Annotated in this window: 18 protein-coding genes and 1 tRNA gene; 15 read left to right on the top strand and 4 right to left on the bottom strand. The window is 41.8% G+C overall.

The genetic code is table 11. The features are described from left to right. Positions 1-388: 388 nt before the first annotated feature. A tRNA-Arg gene (locus G563_RS0103170) sits at positions 389-460 on the bottom strand. 36 nt (positions 461-496) lie between these two features. Beyond that, positions 497-1,732: a GTPase HflX gene (gene hflX / locus G563_RS0103175; RefSeq protein ID WP_028664029.1), complete on the bottom strand. Its 1,236-nt coding sequence runs from the start codon at positions 1,730-1,732 to the stop codon at positions 497-499. A gap of 228 nt (positions 1,733-1,960) precedes the next feature. Between hflX and G563_RS33595 the strand changes: the two genes are divergently transcribed. After that, a complete protein-coding gene (locus tag G563_RS33595) occupies positions 1,961-2,764 on the top strand; it encodes an alpha/beta hydrolase (RefSeq protein ID WP_037325826.1) in 804 nt (267 codons plus the stop codon). Here G563_RS33595 and G563_RS0103185 read toward each other — a convergent pair. Next, positions 2,736-3,080 carry a hypothetical protein gene (locus tag G563_RS0103185; protein ID WP_051210740.1) on the bottom strand — a complete coding sequence of 115 codons (345 nt, stop codon included), beginning with the start codon at positions 3,078-3,080 and terminating at the stop codon, positions 2,736-2,738. The genes G563_RS33595 and G563_RS0103185 overlap by 29 nt on opposite strands. A gap of 104 nt (positions 3,081-3,184) precedes the next feature. Between G563_RS0103185 and G563_RS0103190 the strand changes: the two genes are divergently transcribed. The 8 genes from G563_RS0103190 (at position 3,185) to G563_RS0103225 (ending at position 9,495) form a co-directional block, all read left to right on the top strand. Continuing rightward, positions 3,185-4,276, top strand: coding sequence for a M20 family metallo-hydrolase (locus tag G563_RS0103190; protein WP_028664031.1), 1,092 nt, complete (start codon positions 3,185-3,187; stop codon positions 4,274-4,276). Positions 4,277-4,301: 25 nt separating this feature from the next. After that, entirely contained in the window at positions 4,302-5,126 is an 825-nt protein-coding gene (gene mazG, locus G563_RS0103195) for a nucleoside triphosphate pyrophosphohydrolase (protein ID WP_028664032.1), read from the top strand. A 134-nt stretch (positions 5,127-5,260) separates the two neighbouring features. Next, positions 5,261-6,334 carry a T9SS type A sorting domain-containing protein gene (locus G563_RS0103200; RefSeq protein ID WP_028664033.1) on the top strand — a complete coding sequence of 358 codons (1,074 nt, stop codon included), beginning with the start codon at positions 5,261-5,263 and terminating at the stop codon, positions 6,332-6,334. Positions 6,335-6,375: 41 nt separating this feature from the next. After that, a complete protein-coding gene (locus tag G563_RS33600; RefSeq protein ID WP_051210727.1) occupies positions 6,376-6,963 on the top strand; it encodes a DUF6992 family protein in 588 nt (195 codons plus the stop codon). A gap of 71 nt (positions 6,964-7,034) precedes the next feature. Then, the gene (locus tag G563_RS0103210) at positions 7,035-7,874 is read left to right on the top strand and encodes a DUF481 domain-containing protein (RefSeq protein WP_028664034.1); all 840 of its coding nucleotides are present in this window, start codon (positions 7,035-7,037) and stop codon (positions 7,872-7,874) included. A gap of 9 nt (positions 7,875-7,883) precedes the next feature. Next, a complete protein-coding gene (locus G563_RS33605; RefSeq protein ID WP_157585032.1) occupies positions 7,884-8,303 on the top strand; it encodes a gamma-glutamylcyclotransferase family protein in 420 nt (139 codons plus the stop codon). Between the two features lie 54 nt (positions 8,304-8,357). After that, positions 8,358-9,065, top strand: coding sequence for a peptidase associated/transthyretin-like domain-containing protein (locus G563_RS33610; protein WP_051210729.1), 708 nt, complete (start codon positions 8,358-8,360; stop codon positions 9,063-9,065). Between the two features lie 94 nt (positions 9,066-9,159). Beyond that, complete coding sequence (locus G563_RS0103225; RefSeq protein WP_028664035.1) at positions 9,160-9,495, top strand: DUF2853 family protein; 336 nt, start codon at positions 9,160-9,162, stop codon at positions 9,493-9,495. 61 nt (positions 9,496-9,556) lie between these two features. Here G563_RS0103225 and bshC read toward each other — a convergent pair whose 3' ends face one another. Continuing rightward, the gene (bshC, locus tag G563_RS0103230) at positions 9,557-11,161 is read right to left on the bottom strand and encodes a bacillithiol biosynthesis cysteine-adding enzyme BshC (protein WP_028664036.1); all 1,605 of its coding nucleotides are present in this window, start codon (positions 11,159-11,161) and stop codon (positions 9,557-9,559) included. A gap of 164 nt (positions 11,162-11,325) precedes the next feature. Between bshC and G563_RS0103235 the strand changes: the two genes are divergently transcribed. Genes G563_RS0103235 through serS form a run of 6 tightly spaced genes read left to right on the top strand, consistent with a single transcriptional unit; the run spans position 11,326 to position 17,348 of the window. Beyond that, complete coding sequence (locus G563_RS0103235) at positions 11,326-12,009, top strand: glycosyltransferase family 2 protein (RefSeq protein ID WP_028664037.1); 684 nt, start codon at positions 11,326-11,328, stop codon at positions 12,007-12,009. Between the two features lie 54 nt (positions 12,010-12,063). Further along, positions 12,064-12,321 carry a CBU_0592 family membrane protein gene (locus G563_RS0103240; RefSeq protein WP_028664038.1) on the top strand — a complete coding sequence of 86 codons (258 nt, stop codon included), beginning with the start codon at positions 12,064-12,066 and terminating at the stop codon, positions 12,319-12,321. A gap of 13 nt (positions 12,322-12,334) precedes the next feature. After that, positions 12,335-12,976, top strand: coding sequence for an alpha/beta hydrolase (locus G563_RS0103245; protein WP_028664039.1), 642 nt, complete (start codon positions 12,335-12,337; stop codon positions 12,974-12,976). A gap of 37 nt (positions 12,977-13,013) precedes the next feature. Further along, entirely contained in the window at positions 13,014-14,372 is a 1,359-nt protein-coding gene (locus tag G563_RS0103250; protein ID WP_028664040.1) for an aspartate kinase, read from the top strand. A gap of 1 nt (position 14,373) precedes the next feature. Continuing rightward, complete coding sequence (locus G563_RS0103255; protein ID WP_028664041.1) at positions 14,374-16,074, top strand: DUF262 domain-containing protein; 1,701 nt, start codon at positions 14,374-14,376, stop codon at positions 16,072-16,074. Between the two features lie 2 nt (positions 16,075-16,076). After that, on the top strand, positions 16,077-17,348 hold the full coding sequence (gene serS / locus G563_RS0103260) for a serine--tRNA ligase (protein ID WP_028664042.1): 1,272 nt from the start codon (positions 16,077-16,079) through the stop codon (positions 17,346-17,348). Positions 17,349-17,437: the final 89 nt, after the last annotated feature.

A 17,437-nucleotide genomic window follows, 5' to 3' on the forward strand; every position in this document is an offset into this window, starting at 1 on the left:
ATAAAAATAATTATAATAAAAAGCCAAGATAATAGATTTCAGAAAGCGATGTTTCTATTGAGAAATAGTTCACTCTAATATTCCGCAAAACTATTTGATAGCAAATTTTAAACTCGGCTTGAAAAGCTTGCCCTCTGAACCAATGAATTTAATCCCAAACTCTAAAACTATGAACAATATACTACATGAAAGATACCCCCCCAAAAAAACCAAAGCCTCCAATACCGCCTGAAGGTCACCTCAAAATCACGAAACTGCTGAAACATTTTACTGAAACATTTTTAGATTTATGGTGATGCGTGGCGATGCGAAAATAAACAAAAAACCCCTTAAACTGCTCATTTAAGGGGTTTTTTGTATCACCACGAATTGCCATGAACTTAAAAAGTGACCTCGACGGGAATCGAACCCATATCAAGCGTTTAGGAAACGCTTATTCTATCCGTTGAACTACGAGGTCTAACCTTTGGGTTATTTGCCCGCAAATTTCAGAAAACTATTCGGCAAAATCAAAGTCTGTGAAGGGCATATTCAACCAATTTGGATAAATCATGAAATGTTTGCTCTTCACAAGCTCAAATACTTTGGTTCGTAGCTCATCTAAATTCTCTTTGTTTTGGGCCGATACAAACACTACATGGTCCGCTTTTCCGGTAAGGTAGCTCTTTTTGAGTTTCTCCAAACTCAGGGCTTTGGTCTGTTGGATCACTACTTCCACGCCTTCGTTTTCTACTACTTCGTCAAAAGCTTCTTCTTTTGGGTGGTAGGCATCTATCTTATTGAAAACCAACACCGTAGGCTTATCAGCGGCTTTGATTTCGGTCAGCGTTTGATTCACAATCTCGATTTGCTCCTCAAAAGAAGGATGTGAAATATCGACCACGTGCAGTAGCACATCGGCTTCGCGTACCTCATCCAGGGTAGATTTGAACGACTCAATGAGCGTAGTGGGTAGTTTTCGGATAAACCCAACGGTATCGGTCAGCAAAAAAGGGATATTGTCGAGCACTACTTTCCTGACGGTGGAGTCGACGGTAGCAAACAATTTGTTTTCGGCAAATACATCGGCTTTGGCCAAACGACGCATCAGCGTAGATTTGCCCACGTTGGTATAACCCACCAAAGCGACCCGCACCAAGCGACTACGTTCTTTACGACGCGTAATGCTTTGTTTGTCGATTTTCTCCAATTTTTCTTTCAAAAACGCAATCCTGTCTTTCACAATCCGGCGGTCGGTCTCAAGCTCTTTCTCCCCCGGTCCACGCATCCCCACGCCCCCTTTTTGGCGGCTCAAGTGAGTCCACATCCGCGTCAAACGAGGATACATATACTGATACTGAGCCAATTCTACTTGGGTTTTTGCTTGGGCAGTTTGGGCGCGCATCGCAAAAATATCAAGTATCAACAAGCTCCTATCAAGTACTTTTATGTCTTTAAACTCAGCTTCAAGGTTTCGTACTTGCGACGGGATAAGCTCATCATCAAAAATAATCATATCGACGGGATTGTCGGTCACAAAGATTTTGATGTCCTCTAAGCGCCCCTTTCCTACAAACGTCCGATTGTCGGGATATTCGAGTTTTTGGGTAAAGGTCTTGATGGTCTGAACCCCCAAAGTAGAAGCCAAAAAAGCCAACTCTTCCAAATATTCTTGGGTTTGCTCGGCGGTTTGGCGTTGGGTAGTTACAGCTACTAATACGGCTGTTTCTTGTTTTTTTGCAGTTGATATCATATTCTATAATCACTGAACACCCGCCAAATACGCGAAAATTGGTTATGAAGTGCTATTTGTGCGTTTGTCAGGCTTTTAATAACTTATTTGTTTTCCAGAAAGTTTCATCAATTACCACTAAGTTAAGGGCTTATACTGACTTTCAAAAGCCTATGCCCTATTTTGTTTTCCAAAAAAATCCTACATTTAACTTTTTCAATGCCATAGTAAAGCCACTTCATCCTGCTAATGACAAAGATTTTTCGGTTTGGTGCGATAGGTTATCTTCTCCTAACTGTACTGATATGGTGGCTACATCCGCTCGTTTTGTTTCAGCCGACTACGCTCCCAAGCGATTATCGTTTTCAGTTTCCGGAGTCATTTCAAGAGTTGAATTTCGCAAATCGTGAAGCGCGTCTAAATGCACTTTGGTTTCCCAAGCCTTCCGCTCCTGACTCGCTTCGCCGGGGGACGGTTTTGTTTTTTCATGGCAATCGCGACAATTTAGCTCGCTGGGGAAAAGAATACGCCCCGCGTTTTTTAGACCGAGGTTATGAAGTGCTCATGTACGACTATCGAGGCTATGGCAAAAGCACTGGCCCTCGCTCCGAAGCAACCTTACACCAAGACGCCCAACTGATGTATGATTACCTCAAAAAACACATTTCCGAAGATTCGATTATTGTGTACGGCTATTCGTTAGGAACGGGCATGGCGGCGCATCTTGCCGCCCACAATCACCCTCGAATGCTCATTTTGGAAGCACCGTATGCGAGTATACCTACTTTGGGGGAAACCCAATTACCCCTTTTTCCGTACGAATGGCTCACGCGTTATAAGTTTCGAACCGATAGCTGTCTAGCTTATGTTAGTTGCCCTATTTATATTTTTCACGGAACGCGCGACCGCACCGTGCCTTATCAAAATAGTCAGATTTTACAGCGACTTTATCCTTCCAAAATTCAGCTTACGACCTTACCCAACGGTCATCATCGTCATTTGGATACATTTGCTCTTTATAAAGTCAAGCTTGATCACCTATTCCTGCCCTAACTATCTCTAATTGAGAACAAAGTCGCTTGCTCATCATATTCATAATGCGTTTATTAAGCTCTTCTTCGAGCGGTTGGTAGAGTTGGTATTGAGCAGGGGTAAAATGTCCTACAATCGTCCCTAACAAAACGCCCCTAAACTGAAAATCTTTGCGGAGGGTGTTTTCGATGTACTTTACTTTGTCTTCTTGAGCATAACGCTCCCAGTCTACCTTCTTTTTTCGCAGATAGTTTTCAAACAAAAGCAATAGTAAACTATTTTGGGATTTGAGAATAGGTCTCAGGATTTCGTTTTGGATTTGTTCTGAAATAGACATATTTGTTTTACGTTGTTCAATCATATACATTGTTATCAGAAAAGGTGCTTGGTATGGACTATGGTATAAAAACCGTACCTTTGCCCGAGACAAACTCATTCTTTATGTCTGAAAATACGATAATTTCTCCCTATACTACGTTGGCTCAAGAGGCTATACAGCTCCTAAAGCAATTGATTTCGACGCAATCTTTCAGCCGCGAAGAAGAAGGAACCGCCGCTTTGATTGAAGCATTTCTGACTCAAAAAGGTATTCCTTTTCATCGTAAAAAAAACAACATTTGGGCTTATAATCAGCACTTTGATGCTTCCAAGCCCTCGATTTTGCTCAATTCCCACCACGACACCGTTAAGCCTAATCCTTCGTGGACGCTCAATCCCCTTGAACCTTTGGTAGAAGATGGCAAGCTCTATGGCTTAGGTAGCAACGACGCCGGTGGGTGTCTTACTTCGCTTATCGTTACGTTTTGTCATTTTTATAATAACCCTTCTTTGAGTCATAATGTTATTTTGGCAGCTACCGCCGAAGAAGAAATCTCCGGACGCGAAGGGCTAGAGATGATTATCGACGACTTGCCCCCTATCGAATTTGCGATTGTGGGCGAGCCTACTGAGATGCACCTAGCCGTAGCCGAAAAAGGGCTTTTGGTGCTGGATTGTGTGGCTCATGGCAAATCGGGCCACGCCGCACGCGAAGAAGGCGAAAACGCTATTTACAAAGCCATCCAAGATATTGAGTGGATTAGAAACTATCGATTTGAGAAGGTATCGCCTACGCTTGGGCCTATCAAGATGTCGGTGACTATCATCAACGCGGGTAGCCAACACAACGTAGTACCCGATACCTGTAAATTTACGGTAGATGTGCGTGTGACAGAACAATATACTTTGGAAGAAATCATTGATACGATTCGTCAGCATATTCAGTCGGAAGTGCAACCTCGGTCGATTCGGCTGCGGCCTTCGAGTATTCCGATAGCGCACCCTATCGTACAAGCAGGCATCAAGCTAGGTCGGCATACCTACGGCTCTCCGACCACCTCCGACCAAGCCCTGATTGACTGTCCTTCTCTGAAAATGGGGCCTGGGCATTCGGGCCGCTCGCACACCGCCAATGAGTTTGTTTACCTTCACGAAATCGAGGAAGGCATCGCTCAGTATATCAAGATGCTCGAAGATGTGATTGTTGAAAAGTAATTTTTCCCAAAAACAAGTAAAAACTATGCCCGCCGAAACTCGTTCGTCTTTGGCAGAACTCCCTGCCGAACGCATCCAACAATTGCTCGCCTTTGACCGTCTGCTCAATATCATGGACGACCTCCGTGCCCAATGCCCCTGGGATAAAAAACAGACTATTCAGAGCTTGCGTCACCTGACGATAGAAGAAACCTATGAGCTTTCGGATGCGATTTTGGAAAATGACTTGCCCGAAATCAAAAAAGAGCTAGGGGATATTATGCTCCACCTAGTATTTTATGCCAAGATTGCTTCCGAAACCAACACTTTCGATATTTCGGATGTATTGCACGGGATTTGTGAAAAGTTGATTGTAAGGCATCCTCATATTTATGGCGATGTACAGGCCGATACCGAAGAACAGGTAAAACAAAACTGGGAACAAATCAAACTCAAAGAAGGCAATAAGTCTGTGTTGGGGGGAGTACCCGCTTCGTTGCCTGCTTTGGTGAAAGCCATGCGCATTCAAGAAAAAGCACGGGGGGCGGGTTTTGATTGGGAACAAAAACAACAAGTATGGGAGAAAGTGGAAGAAGAAATGCAAGAATTTAAAGAGCATTTCAACGCCGAAGATGATTCTGTCATTGACAAAGAAAAAGCCGAAGGCGAGTTTGGAGATTTATTGTTTTCGCTCGTCAACTACGCTCGTTTTATTGACATTAACCCCGAAACCGCCCTCGAACGTACCAATAAAAAATTCATCAAGCGATTTACGTATCTCGAAACCCAATCGCGCGCCGATGGCAAAAATCTAACTGAGATGACATTGGCAGAGATGGATGAATATTGGAACAAGGCCAAGACCTTGTAATTTCTCGCTAAAAGTCATATCCATTTTTGGTTAAAGTAGTGACTTCTTTGAAATAAACCCGTCATAAATATTGCTTTTAGAAATTCATAAAGGCATTAGTTTGACATAGAAAACCTTTCAAAGAAGTTGAAAACATGAGACTTTTAGCACGTATTTTGTTTTTTGCTTTTCTAGCACTCTCCGTGCAAGCTCAAACTTCCTTTACAGCTTCTTGGAATTTTGACGGCAACAACAATAGCAGTGTCAACAACGCCAATGTGACGGCTTCATCAGCCAGCCTTACAGGTACCAATTTGGCGGGCTATCCAAGCAATGCTATCAGTATTCGACTTTGGACAACGGGCGGCCTAAATACTGGAAAGTATGTTGAATTTTCGGTAACTCCCCAAAACTATCGCTTTTCTATTACTTCCGTGTCTTTTGAGTGCAACCGCTCCGCTCAAGGGCCTACCCAAGTAGCACTACGCTCCAGTCAAGACGGATTTAGCAACAACATCGGTACGGCGTCGGTGAGCGAATCTACAAGTAATCCAAGTTTTTCGGTAGCCTTCACCGAATTAGAAAACACCGTTACTTTCCGACTTTATGGGTATGCCGCTGGGGATGATTTAGGTACGCTGCGCATCGATAACCTCCGCCTCAATGGTACTGTTTTGTTGGTGCCTTTACCTGTCGAACTTATCTCTTTCAAAGCCCAACGTTTGGCCCAAAATATTGAGATTCATTGGCAAACTGCTTGGGAGAAAAACGCCGATTTTTTTGATGTGCAGCGGAGTCATAACCTACATGAATTTTCGACACTTACTAGCCAAAGTGCCGTTGGGGATACACGTACGTTGAGTCGTTATCAGTATACTGACGAGTCACCCTTGCTAGGCGTAAACTACTATCGCCTCCGCCAAGTAGACCGCGACGGCAAATTTGTTTATTCCAAAATTGTGGCTGTTTATTTTGGCGAAGGTAGCCCTCACATCGGTTTTTATCAGAATCCCACCTCCTCTTCTAATATTCGTGTGCGTCTGCTCCGCTTTGTGCCTTCCGATCTCCAATTAGTAAGTCTGAGTGGGCAGTTGGTGCCTTTTGAATGGCAGCCGCTAGGAGGAGATGATTATATTTTCAAAACAATTGCCCCCACTGGCTGGTATTGGATAGTAGGATACTACGAAGGCCAACGAGTCAGCCAAAAAATCTGGTTGAGTGGCCTATAGTAAGTGGTCAGATTTTACCTCATCAATCAGGACTCAATCTCATGAAAAGGCTCTTTTCTACGTTGTTAGTATTTTTGGTCAATACTTTTTGTGTCTTTGCCCAAAATTCCCCCCAAGATTTATTTTCAAAGCAAATAAAACTCCAAAAAGTAAGTACTTGGACATTGGCTGGCTGGTCAGTTGCCAATTTGGCGGTGAGTGGTATCGGCATCGGAAGTGCTCAGGGAAGCACGAAGTATTTTCACGAAATGAATCTTTATTGGAATGCTGTCAATGCAGGTATTGCAGGGCTGGGGTTAGTACATCTTTACAAAAAAAGAGACGCTCCTACTCTGTCTTCGGTCGTAAGGGAGCATTATGGCTTACAAAATAGCCTCCTTCTCAACTCTGGATTGGATGTAGCATATGTGACGAGTGGACTATGGCTCATGGACAAATCCAAGACCGAATCTGACCCCAAGCGACATGATCGGTTCCGAGGTTTTGGGCAAGCTATTGTAGTGCAAGGGGGTTTTTTACTTCTTTTTGACGTAACAAATTTATTGATTCATCGCTCCCAAAACCCAAAGTTGCATCAGCTGCTCGATAAAGTCGCTTTCAACTCAACTGGCGTAATCATCAAGTTTTAAGCTATCTTTGTGGCCTCAAACATCTAGATTGAGCTTATTTTGGAGACCTAAAAATCTCTTTTACTCAACTTATGACGCTACGCTTTTTCTTATACCTATGGCTATTGGGTTTGATTATTTGCAGTTCTGTTGTGGCTCAAAACGTCCCCGATTCACTTCAAGTGTCTACCGACTCCCTTCAAGTAGCTCCCCAAGATAGTGCTGCTATTGACGAAGATACGCCTGTAGTAGCTCAAGCCGAACAAGATAGTATTCAAAAATTTTTCTACCGCTTTTCGGCAGACGGAACTGCCTCTAGTGGCAACGTAGCGCGTTTGCTGCTTCAGCTCACTAGCGCTTTTGATTGGAAACCTACCTCACAATTTAAGTTATCAAGTAGCCCTTCTTTCATTTATGGTCAACAAAGCGGAAAGCTTGCCGAAAGAGAATTTACGGCAGATATAAGGGGTTCTTTTTGGCATCAGAAATCCATTTATGGGTTGGGATTTATCTCTTGGGAGCGGAGCAATCTACGCAATATCCGCAGTCGTTGGATACAAGCGGCTGGTATAGGGTTCAAATTGGTTCAGAAAAAAAATGCTTATTTTTCAATCACCAATCTGATATTATACGAAAATACCGATTTTATGGAGCGTACAGATATTGATGTTTGGCGCAATTCAACCCGTTTATTGGGCGAATTTGCCCCCGACAAAGCCGGAAAGTTTAATATTACCTCGGTCGTATTTTTGCAACCTGCTTTCTCAATGCGCAACAATTTCCGTTGGAATGGCAACTTAGTGTTGGCCTATAAGATGACCCATGCGATTAGTCTCCGAACGAAATTTGAAAATACGTATGAAAGCTTTGTAGTGCCCGGCCGCAAAACCAATGATTTTCGGTGGACTATCGGTTTAGCTATTCAAAAATAACCCCTGACCGTGAACACAGACTTATCTTTCAACCCTAACTTGCTTTTTGTGTATGGCACTCTGATGCAGGGATTTGACAATCCTTTTTCGCGTAAGCTACAAAAAAATGCTCGTTGGCACGGAAAAGCTTTATTGAAGGGCAAACTGTATGATTTGGGGCATTATCCAGGGGCTATTTATCTACCCGACAGTCCATTGTGCATACACGGAGAAATCTGGGAATTGGGTGATTTCCAGAAAAATATAGTAGCCTTGGATCGTTATGAAGGTACTTATTCTCGAAATCCTGAGTATATTCGCCAACAAGTCCCCGTCATACTCCCTTCTGGTCAGCAAATTGAATGCTGGACATATTTATTTTGCCGTCCTGTTCAAGCTTTTACCCTCATCACAGAAGGTGACTATCGAAAATGGATTATGAATAAGTAGCAACATTTCACCATTTCATACGTTTTTGTCTGACATACCCCCTTTCGCTAACCTGTGAATACCTTACCTAGATATATCTTTATTATTTTTTGTTTGTGGTCTTTGAGTACACATTCCCAAAACAAATATGTCATAGGACATGTATTGGATGTAGAATCAAAAAAAGGGATTGAACTGGCAACCGTCACTAATTTGACCAATAAAAAAATGACTCGTACCAACAAAAACGGGGTGTTTTTTATTGATGCTTCCAAAGGCGATTCTATCGAAATCAGCAGTCTCACCCATCACCGTGGCGCTTTTTTGTGGGATGGTAGTGATGAAGAAGTCAAAATTTTCGTCAAAAAATTAGACAAAGCCATTGAGCTACCGGAGGTTAAGGTGACGTCTAAACGCGAACAACAACTCCAAAAAGAAATAGAAAAAGTACTAGCTGAACCCGAAGCCCGCAAAAACCTTTCTTTTGGAGATGCCCTTTCTTTGGCTCAGTCTCCCATTTCTCTCTTATACGAATTGTTTAGCAAATCGGCCAAAGAAGACCGCAAAGTAGCTATGCTCATGCAAGAAAAAAGGCGACGTGATTTGGCTCATTATCGATTTGGGGCTATCGCAGGTCAAGCTACAAGCCTAAGCGGTACGCAGCTTGAACGGTTTCGTTATTTTTGTGATTTTTCGGAAGAGTTTTTATTACTTTCTACCGACTATGACCTCACTTATGAGGTTTTGCAGTGTTGGAATATGTATAAGAAAATCAAAAAATAATCCAGAAAATTTGCAGAATTAATAGCTTTTTTCGATTATTCGATTCCTTTTTTCAGTTTAATCAATTTTTCACCTTAAACAAAGACCCAGAAACATGAGCGCATTTGCTGAAGTGATAGAAAAATCAATCGAACAATTAAGCAGCGTTGGAGTGGGTGTAGACGAAGCCCTTTTAACCGCCGTAGCAAAAGGCTTAGGCCCATCTATTTACAATCAAGATTCGTCGCTGGTTGCTTCTTCTGACCCAGAAGAACTCGCCCGCGTCAAAAACAATTTTTTGATTGGGAAATTAGGTTTAGAAGATGGCCCCGATTTGGATGCCGCTATTGCTGAAACTGTGGTGACTTTAAAAGGAATAAATCGTAAATTACGCGTTGTATTTTACTATTTGCTCGTTAAGAAGTTTGGGAAAGAAGCTATTTATTCATAAAATCATTGGTTATCAAAGCAAAAGGACGAGCCTTTGGCTCATCCTTTTGCTTTGATAACTTTTACTTCTTTTGTTCTAATTCATTGAGCAGATTTACCTCACTATCCGCTTCGGTTTCATCTTCCGTTAGAATGTTAAAACTAAAATCTAGCGGGTCAAAATGATGCAATAGTTTTTGAATGAAGGCACTGTCATTCAAATAAAAATTCAGGAAATTATCACTTCTCTCTTGCAAGACTCCATTCGGAAATAGCTTTGCCTTCAATCCTAGCAATTGATTCACTTCTGTTTCATAGTTGCGCTCTTCGGCTTTCTGTAAACGTTTCTCTAGGTTTTCTAAAGAATTCAGAATTTTTGTTTTTTCGGCGCTTACTGCACCTTCTAAGGTTTTATCAATGACCAAGGCTTTAGATAAAATCTCCACAAATACTTTTTCAATAGCCTTTTTTTCGGTAGCTAGTTCCAAAGAAGCAGTAGAGGTTTTTTCCACAAAAGTCTTACGAAGTTTTACATCATCCCAAAACAACTGCTCAACACTTACGCCCAGTTTTTCGGCCCGTTTGTGGTTAGCTGCGTTGATATAAAGGGCAAAATTGCGCGGCAATAACATCGGAAAAGGTACGTCGAAATGCTCAAAAATGCCTTTCAGCTGTAGCCAATAAGGTACTTCAGAAGGGCCTCCAATGTAGGCCAAATTGGGCAAAATAACCTCCTGATACAAGGGTCTTAACACTACATTGGGACTAAAACGTGCAGGATGCTCTTCGGCCATCGCCAATATCTCCGCTTCCGAAAATACCAAATCGGTATTGAGCACTCGATACGCCTCTCCTTCTTTGACAATCCTCTCCCTTATCCCCTCGTCTAAATAAAACAAATTAATTTCTCTCGGCGAAATTTGCGTATGATAGCCCAAATCTTCGATTTGCTGAGTAGTCCGAGTAGCTAAAGTATAGGCATGAGAAGAGGTAAGCTCGTCTTTGATGACAGGTAAAAACAACCTTTTTAGGGCATCATCATCGCCATCAATACACACTAGCCCTTCGGCACCAAACAAATCATTCATGTAGCATCTTACGGCATCGGCGAGGTTGTGACACTGCAAGTAGGCTTTCTCAAATACAGGTACTCGCTCAGGCAAAATCTTAAGTGCTTCTCCTAGTTCACGTGGGGTCATCCGACCTACAGCGCCCTTCTGTTGGGTTTGCCAAGTATATTTTTTACCAAAAAGACTAAAGTAGCTAATCTCCTCAAAATCATGGTCTTCGGTGGCCATCCAATAAACTGGTACAAATCGATATGCTGGATAAGCCGTTTGAAGAGCCCGGGCCAGATTGATGGTAGTGATGATTTTATAAATCACATACAGAGGCCCTGTAAATATATTGAGTTGGTGCCCGGTAGTTACCACAAAGGTCTTAGAGTCATTCAATACCGAAAAGTCGGGTTTGGAGCTTAACTCACTGTACTGCCTTTCAAGAGCTTCTACCAACACCTCTCTATGCCGTGCCTCAAAAGAACTTTTAAGAGCTATTTGTTTTTCAAAATTGGCAAGAGTAGGAAAATGCCCATAAAATGGCTGAAGCTGAGCTTTTTGCGAAATATAATCTAAAAAAAGCGGTGGAAACGCGCCCGTTGATGCGAGTGGTAAAGCTTGACAGTGCATGTTTTTGAGAAAAGTTGGAGATAGGCTAGTTGATGTTAGAATACTAAAAAAGTAGGCTATTTTCCATCAAACGTCCTGTGTCTAAATCCCTAAACCAAACACTTAGCGGTAAAGTTTCCCTATCTTTGCATTCTCCTAATTGAAAATTGTAAACAGGACTCAATTTGAATATTATCGTCATTATTCCAGCCTATAACGAAGAGTCGGCTATTGGACAAGTTATTGCTGAAATACCCAAAGATTGGGTCCGCGAAATTGTGGTAGTTGACAATCGTTCAACTGACAATACGGCTCACAATGCCACTACAGCTGGTGCGACCGTAGTACATGAGCCTCTTCCCGCTTATGGACGTGCTTGTCTTCGAGGTATGGCATATGTTGCGTCTTTGGCGATACCCCCTGATATTATTGTTTTTGTGGATGGCGACCATTCCGATTATCCCGAAGAACTTCCTCATCTTGTAAAACCTATTTTGGAACAAAATTACGATATGGTCATTGGTTCGAGGGCCTTGGGGAAGCGTGAGCGAGGTTCTATGACACCACAGCAAGTATTTGGCAACTGGCTGGCTACCTTCCTTTTACGTCTTTTGTACGGAGTTCGGTATACTGATTTGGGACCTTTTCGGGCTATTAAATGGGATAAACTTTTGGCACTTGATATGCAAGACAAAACCTATGGCTGGACAGTCGAAATGCAGCTTAAGGCGGCCAAACAGGGGCTTAAAAGTACAGAAGTGCCAGTGAGGTATCGTAAACGAATTGGATTTTCTAAAATATCAGGTACGGTAAAGGGCGTCGTCTTAGCGGGTTACAAGATTATCACGACAATTTTCAAGTATTGGTAAAGGGCGCACGATAGTACCGATTTATCGTGTAATTTTGCGGAAAATTTCAGAAAAATGTCAGAGCGTCTTATCATAGATATCCTCGGATGGGTAGGTTCGGTGCTGGTGGTAGGGGCTTATGCTCTCAATATCAGCGGCAAATTACATGCCACTACCAAGGCTTATTTATGGGCAAATTTGGTTGGAAGTGCTTTTCTCATTGTCAATACCCTTACCTATGGCGCTATTCCGTCTGCAATGGTCAATATCATTTGGGTAGGGATTGCACTTTGGGGAATGTTTAAGCAAGAAAAAGGAAAGTCTGTTTCATGATTTATAACTGAACATGAGAAAGGTTTTTCTGATTGGGGGGTTAGGAGCAGATGAGCGAGTTTTTCAACACCTCACTCTCTCCTCTTTTGAACAAGTTTTTGTTCAATGGCTATCCCCCTTTCGCAATGAGCTTTTAGCCGATTATGCCAAACGACTAGCGACCCAACTTATCCCTGAAAACGACCCGATTATTGTCGGCGTTTCATTCGGAGGTATGTTGGCGACAGAAATAGCGAAGTTGAAACCGAAGGCAAAAGTATTCATTATATCAAGTGCAAAAACCTTTAAAGAAATCCCTGTTTATTTTCGTATCCTTGGTTATTTGAATATTTTAAAATTCACCCCTATTCAACTTTTCAAGTATCATACAAAAATTACAGACTGGTTTTTTGGAGTTAAAAACAAAGAAGAAAGCCTTCTACTGGCATCCATATTACAAAGGACAGATAGTAGCTTTTTAAAATGGGCTTTAATTCAAATTGTTCATTGGAAAAATACGATTATTCCTCCAAATGTGATTCACATTCATGGAAACAACGACCGAATTCTTCCGAGTAAATACATTCACTCGGCAAAAATAATTGCAGGCGGAGGACACTTAATGATTTTAAACAGGGCAACAGAAATCAGTAATATCATAGAACATCAGATTTGATTCAAACACAACTCACCAATAATCATTCAGTAACAAAATGCAAGTTTGGAAATTTGGCGGTACGTCGGTAGGAAAACCCGAACGGATGCACTCAATCAGAAGTCTAATTACGGCAGATAGTGGCCGCAAAATCGTAGTATTATCGGCGCTTTCGGGAACCACCAACGCGTTGATTTCGATGGGCGATTCGGCCAAGGCAAACAACGAAGCCGAAATACAAGAAAAAGTAGATGCTTTGAAAGCGCACTACGACGCGTTTATCAAAGAATTATACAGTACCGAAGAAGGACTCAAAAAAGGTCAAGCAGTGGTTGACAATGAGTTTAACTTTATTCGCTCAGTGTTAAAAAGTCGCCCTTTTGGCCTCAAGCAAGACAAAGAATTGGTGGCACAAGGCGAAATTATGAGTACGCAGATGTTCCAAGCGTATTTGGAAGAAGTAGGCGAAAGTTCAGTACTATTGCCTGCCTTGGATTTTATGCGTATTGACCACGATGGCGAGCCCGAATTAGAAAGAATTGAAGAGTTGTTGAGCGATATGCTCGGTCATCATCCAGAAAAACAAATCGTCGTTACGCAAGGGTTTATTTGCCGCAACCCTCGTGGCGAAGTAGACAACCTCAAACGCGGTGGCTCTGACTACACCGCCTCGTTGATTGGGGGCGCAATTCGTGCCGAAGAAATCCAAATCTGGACCGACATCGACGGAATGCACAACAACGACCCACGCATTGTAAAACGTACGTTCCCCATTCGTGAGTTGACGTTTGAAGAAGCCGCAGAATTGGCTTATTTTGGAGCAAAAATCTTACATCCAAGCACCATTACCCCCGCCAAATTGCGCGGAGTACCCGTTCGTTTGAAAAATACCATGGAGCCCAAAGCCTTTGGCACGTTGATTGCCACCACTACGACCGACCGCGAAATCAAGGCGATTGCCGCCAAAGATGGCCTTACGGCTATTTATATCCACTCAACTCGTATGCTGAATGCTTTCGGATTTTTGAAAAAGGTATTTGATATTTTCGAAAAATATAAAACGCCCGTAGATATGATTACAACCTCGGAAGTCTCGGTGGCTGTAACAATCGACAATGATACGCATTTGAACGAAATCACGGCGGATTTGAGCGAAATCGCTGATTTGGAAGAACACGACCGCGACTTGTCGATTATCTGTATCGTAGGTGACTTCAAAGCCGACAAAGAAGGAATCGCTCTGAAAGTATTCGAAGCTATGAAACACATTCCAATCCGAATGATTTCATACGGGGCATCAGAGCACAACCTTTCGATTTTGGTATGGACGAAAGACAAAGCCGAAGCTCTCAATGTCCTAAATGAGCGCCTCTTCTATTATGAAGATGCGATGAAGACTATCTTTAATGCACAATAATATGGCACTAACCTTAAATACTGAATCAAAAACATATAGCGAATTGATAGGCAATGGACGGTTTTATACCGTCCCCGCCTATCAGCGTGATTATTCTTGGGATATTAGTGAATGGGAAGATTTGTGGTATGATATAATGCATCTTGCAGATGAAGAATATCATTATATGGGATATTTAGTTCTGCAAAATACAGAGAATAAAACGTTTACTATTGTAGATGGTCAGCAACGTATTACTACTTTAAGCTTATTGTATTTATCTGGAATAAAATTATTAGATGATTGGATACAAGAAGGAATCGAACCTGATATAACAAAAGAACGCCGTAATGAATTAGAAAGAGGGTTTATTGGCAATAAATCTGCCTCATCTATAAACATAACGCCCAAACTCTCTCTAAATCGAAATAACGACGACTTTTATCAACAATACATCCTCAAATTTCGCAAACCAATCAATATTTCTCGCCAAAAAACATCAAACAAACGCATTCTCAGAAGCTATGAATTTTTCTTACATAAACTAAAAGAGAAATTTTCAAAAGATAAAAACGCTGAAAAATTAGCCATATTTCTTGAAAAATCTATAGCAGAAAGACTAGTTTTTACAGTAATAAACGTACAAGATGATTTAAATGCTTATAAAATTTTTGAAACATTAAATGCGAGAGGAATTAAACTTTCGACATCTGATTTACTCAAAAACTATCTCTTTTCAATTGCTTTTAAAACAAGTGATATTGATTTAAAAAGCGCAGAGTCCCAATGGCAAAGTATTAGCGAAGCATTAGGTAGCGATGACTTTTCTACTTTTTTACGACATTTTTGGAATTCAAGATATTCTTTAGAAAGGAAGCAAACCCTGTTTAAGGCCATAAAAAGAGTATACAAGAACCCTGAACAAGTCGCCACACTCCTTGATGACTTGCAGGAGGCTGTTGAGATTTATAGCAGTCTTTCAAATTCAGCTGCTGAAATTTGGGATCGAAGTAGAGACAACAATCAATCTAAACACATAGCAGATATTCAACTTTTTAATGTAACTCAGTGTTATCCACTGCTTTTAGCTGGTTATAAACACTTACCAAGCACTCAATTTACCAAGTTATTGCAAGCTATTTCTATCATCTCATTCAGGTATAATATTATTAGTAATCTCAACCCAAATGAATTAGAATATATTTTTAATGAGGTTGCAAATAAAATCTCAAACAAGGAAATAAAAACAGCTAAAGACGCTATTCATAAATTGAAAGTAGTATATGTAGATGATGAACGATTCAAAAATAATTTTAAGACAAAGGCAATGCCTTACAGTGGAAGGAATAAAAAACTTATTCGATATATTTTAACATCATTAGAGAATCAATTGTCTTCTACTGATATTGCCTATGAAGAATCTAAGGTAACTATTGAGCATATTTTACCCGAAAACCCAGCAGAAGGATGGAATGATTATTTTAAACCTGAAGAACAAGATATTTACTGTGAATACCTTGGCAATTATACCCTTTTGGAGGAAAGCTTAAATAATAAAATCGGGTCGAAATTATTTGAATATAAAAAGTCTATTTATCGCAACAGTCAGTATAAGATCACTAAAGAATATATTGACTATACAGAGTGGACTCCCGAAACTTTACGCAAACGTCAAGAAAAAATGGCAAATACTGCCATAACCGTTTGGAAAATTAACTTCTAAAAATGCTACAGTTAAACTTCATCCGCGAAAACCGCGAACTAACCATTACAGGGTTGGAACGCAAGTATTTTAAAGGTGCTACCGAAGCGGTGGACACTATTTTAGGACTAGACAAACAGCGTCGTGATACGCAAAGTGAGTTGGACGCTACCTTGGCACAATCCAACGCCTTAGCCAAGCAAATCGGGCAGTTGATGAAAGAGGGTAAGAAAGAAGATGCCGAAGCGGCTAAAGCTCAGACATCCACTCTCAAAGTTCGCGCAAAATCGCTGGAAGAAAGTCTGAAAGAGGTAGAAGAGCAACTTCAAGCGACGTTGGTATTACTCCCCAACCTTCCCCACGAAAGCGTTCCTCCTGGCCGTACGCCCGAAGAAAACGTAGAAGTATATCTTTGGGGAGAAAAACCTACGCTACCCGAAACCGCCAAGCCTCACTGGGACTTGATTGAGCAATACGACATCATTGATTTCAAACTTGGCACCAAAATCACAGGAGCAGGTTTTCCTGTTTACAAAGGAAAAGGGGCGCGTATTCAGCGGGCGATGATTCAGTTCTTTTTGGACAAAGCCGTTGAAGCAGGTTACATGGAGGTGCAACCGCCTATTCTAATCAATGCCGAATCGGGTTTTGGTACAGGACAATTGCCCGACAAAGAAGGCCAAATGTACCACGCCACTGCCGATGACTTATACCTCATTCCAACCGCAGAAGTACCTATCACGAACCTGTATCGTGACGTTATCGTGGCAGAGAGTGAGTTACCTATCAAAAACGTGGGATACACCCCTTGTTTCCGCCGCGAAGCGGGTAGCTGGGGCGCGCACGTACGTGGGCTCAACCGCCTTCACCAGTTTGACAAAGTAGAAATTGTACAGGTACGGAAGCCAGAAGAGTCTTACCAAGCCCTCGACGAAATGGCCGAGCACGTAAAAGGATTGCTTCAAGCGTTGGAGTTACCTTTCCGTATCATCCGCCTGTGCGGTGGCGATATGGGCTTTACTTCGGCCCTTACCTACGATTTTGAAGTATGGTCAGGTGCTCAGGGTCGTTGGTTGGAATGTAGCTCTGTTTCTAACTTTGAAACGTACCAAGCCAATCGCCTCAAGCTACGTTACAAAATCGACGGAAAAACGCAGTTGTTACATACCCTCAATGGGTCAGCTTTGGCATTGCCGCGTATCTTGGCTGCCCTGCTCGAAAACAACCAAACGCCAGAAGGAATCCGTATTCCGAAAGCGTTGGTGCCTTACTGCGGATTTGAGATGATTCAGTAGAATAGCTAAAATATTAGTGATTTTCCACTGATTTTTCAGCACAGAGTTACCCAAATTGATAGCTCTGTGCTGAAATGCAAATAGTAGGA

Origin of the sequence: Runella zeae DSM 19591, from assembly GCF_000423565.1 — a bacterium.
Classification (GTDB): Bacteria; Bacteroidota; Bacteroidia; order Cytophagales; family Spirosomataceae; genus Runella; species Runella zeae.

Bases quoted from the DNA above. Each gene is read 5' to 3' on its own strand.
- hflX (WP_028664029.1), bottom strand. From the start codon at position 1,732: ATGATATCAACTGCAAAAAAACAAGAAACAGCCGTATTAGTAGCTGTA.
- G563_RS33595 (WP_037325826.1), top strand. From the start codon at position 1,961: ATGACAAAGATTTTTCGGTTTGGTGCGATAGGTTATCTTCTCCTAACT.
- G563_RS0103185 (WP_051210740.1), bottom strand. From the start codon at position 3,080: ATGTCTATTTCAGAACAAATCCAAAACGAAATCCTGAGACCTATTCTC.
- G563_RS0103190 (WP_028664031.1), top strand. From the start codon at position 3,185: ATGTCTGAAAATACGATAATTTCTCCCTATACTACGTTGGCTCAAGAG.
- mazG (WP_028664032.1), top strand. From the start codon at position 4,302: ATGCCCGCCGAAACTCGTTCGTCTTTGGCAGAACTCCCTGCCGAACGC.
- G563_RS0103200 (WP_028664033.1), top strand. From the start codon at position 5,261: ATGAGACTTTTAGCACGTATTTTGTTTTTTGCTTTTCTAGCACTCTCC.
- G563_RS33600 (WP_051210727.1), top strand. From the start codon at position 6,376: ATGAAAAGGCTCTTTTCTACGTTGTTAGTATTTTTGGTCAATACTTTT.
- G563_RS0103210 (WP_028664034.1), top strand. From the start codon at position 7,035: ATGACGCTACGCTTTTTCTTATACCTATGGCTATTGGGTTTGATTATT.
- G563_RS0103225 (WP_028664035.1), top strand. From the start codon at position 9,160: ATGAGCGCATTTGCTGAAGTGATAGAAAAATCAATCGAACAATTAAGC.
- bshC (WP_028664036.1), bottom strand. From the start codon at position 11,161: ATGCACTGTCAAGCTTTACCACTCGCATCAACGGGCGCGTTTCCACCG.
- G563_RS0103240 (WP_028664038.1), top strand. From the start codon at position 12,064: ATGTCAGAGCGTCTTATCATAGATATCCTCGGATGGGTAGGTTCGGTG.
- G563_RS0103245 (WP_028664039.1), top strand. From the start codon at position 12,335: ATGAGAAAGGTTTTTCTGATTGGGGGGTTAGGAGCAGATGAGCGAGTT.
- G563_RS0103250 (WP_028664040.1), top strand. From the start codon at position 13,014: ATGCAAGTTTGGAAATTTGGCGGTACGTCGGTAGGAAAACCCGAACGG.
- G563_RS0103255 (WP_028664041.1), top strand. From the start codon at position 14,374: ATGGCACTAACCTTAAATACTGAATCAAAAACATATAGCGAATTGATA.
- serS (WP_028664042.1), top strand. From the start codon at position 16,077: ATGCTACAGTTAAACTTCATCCGCGAAAACCGCGAACTAACCATTACA.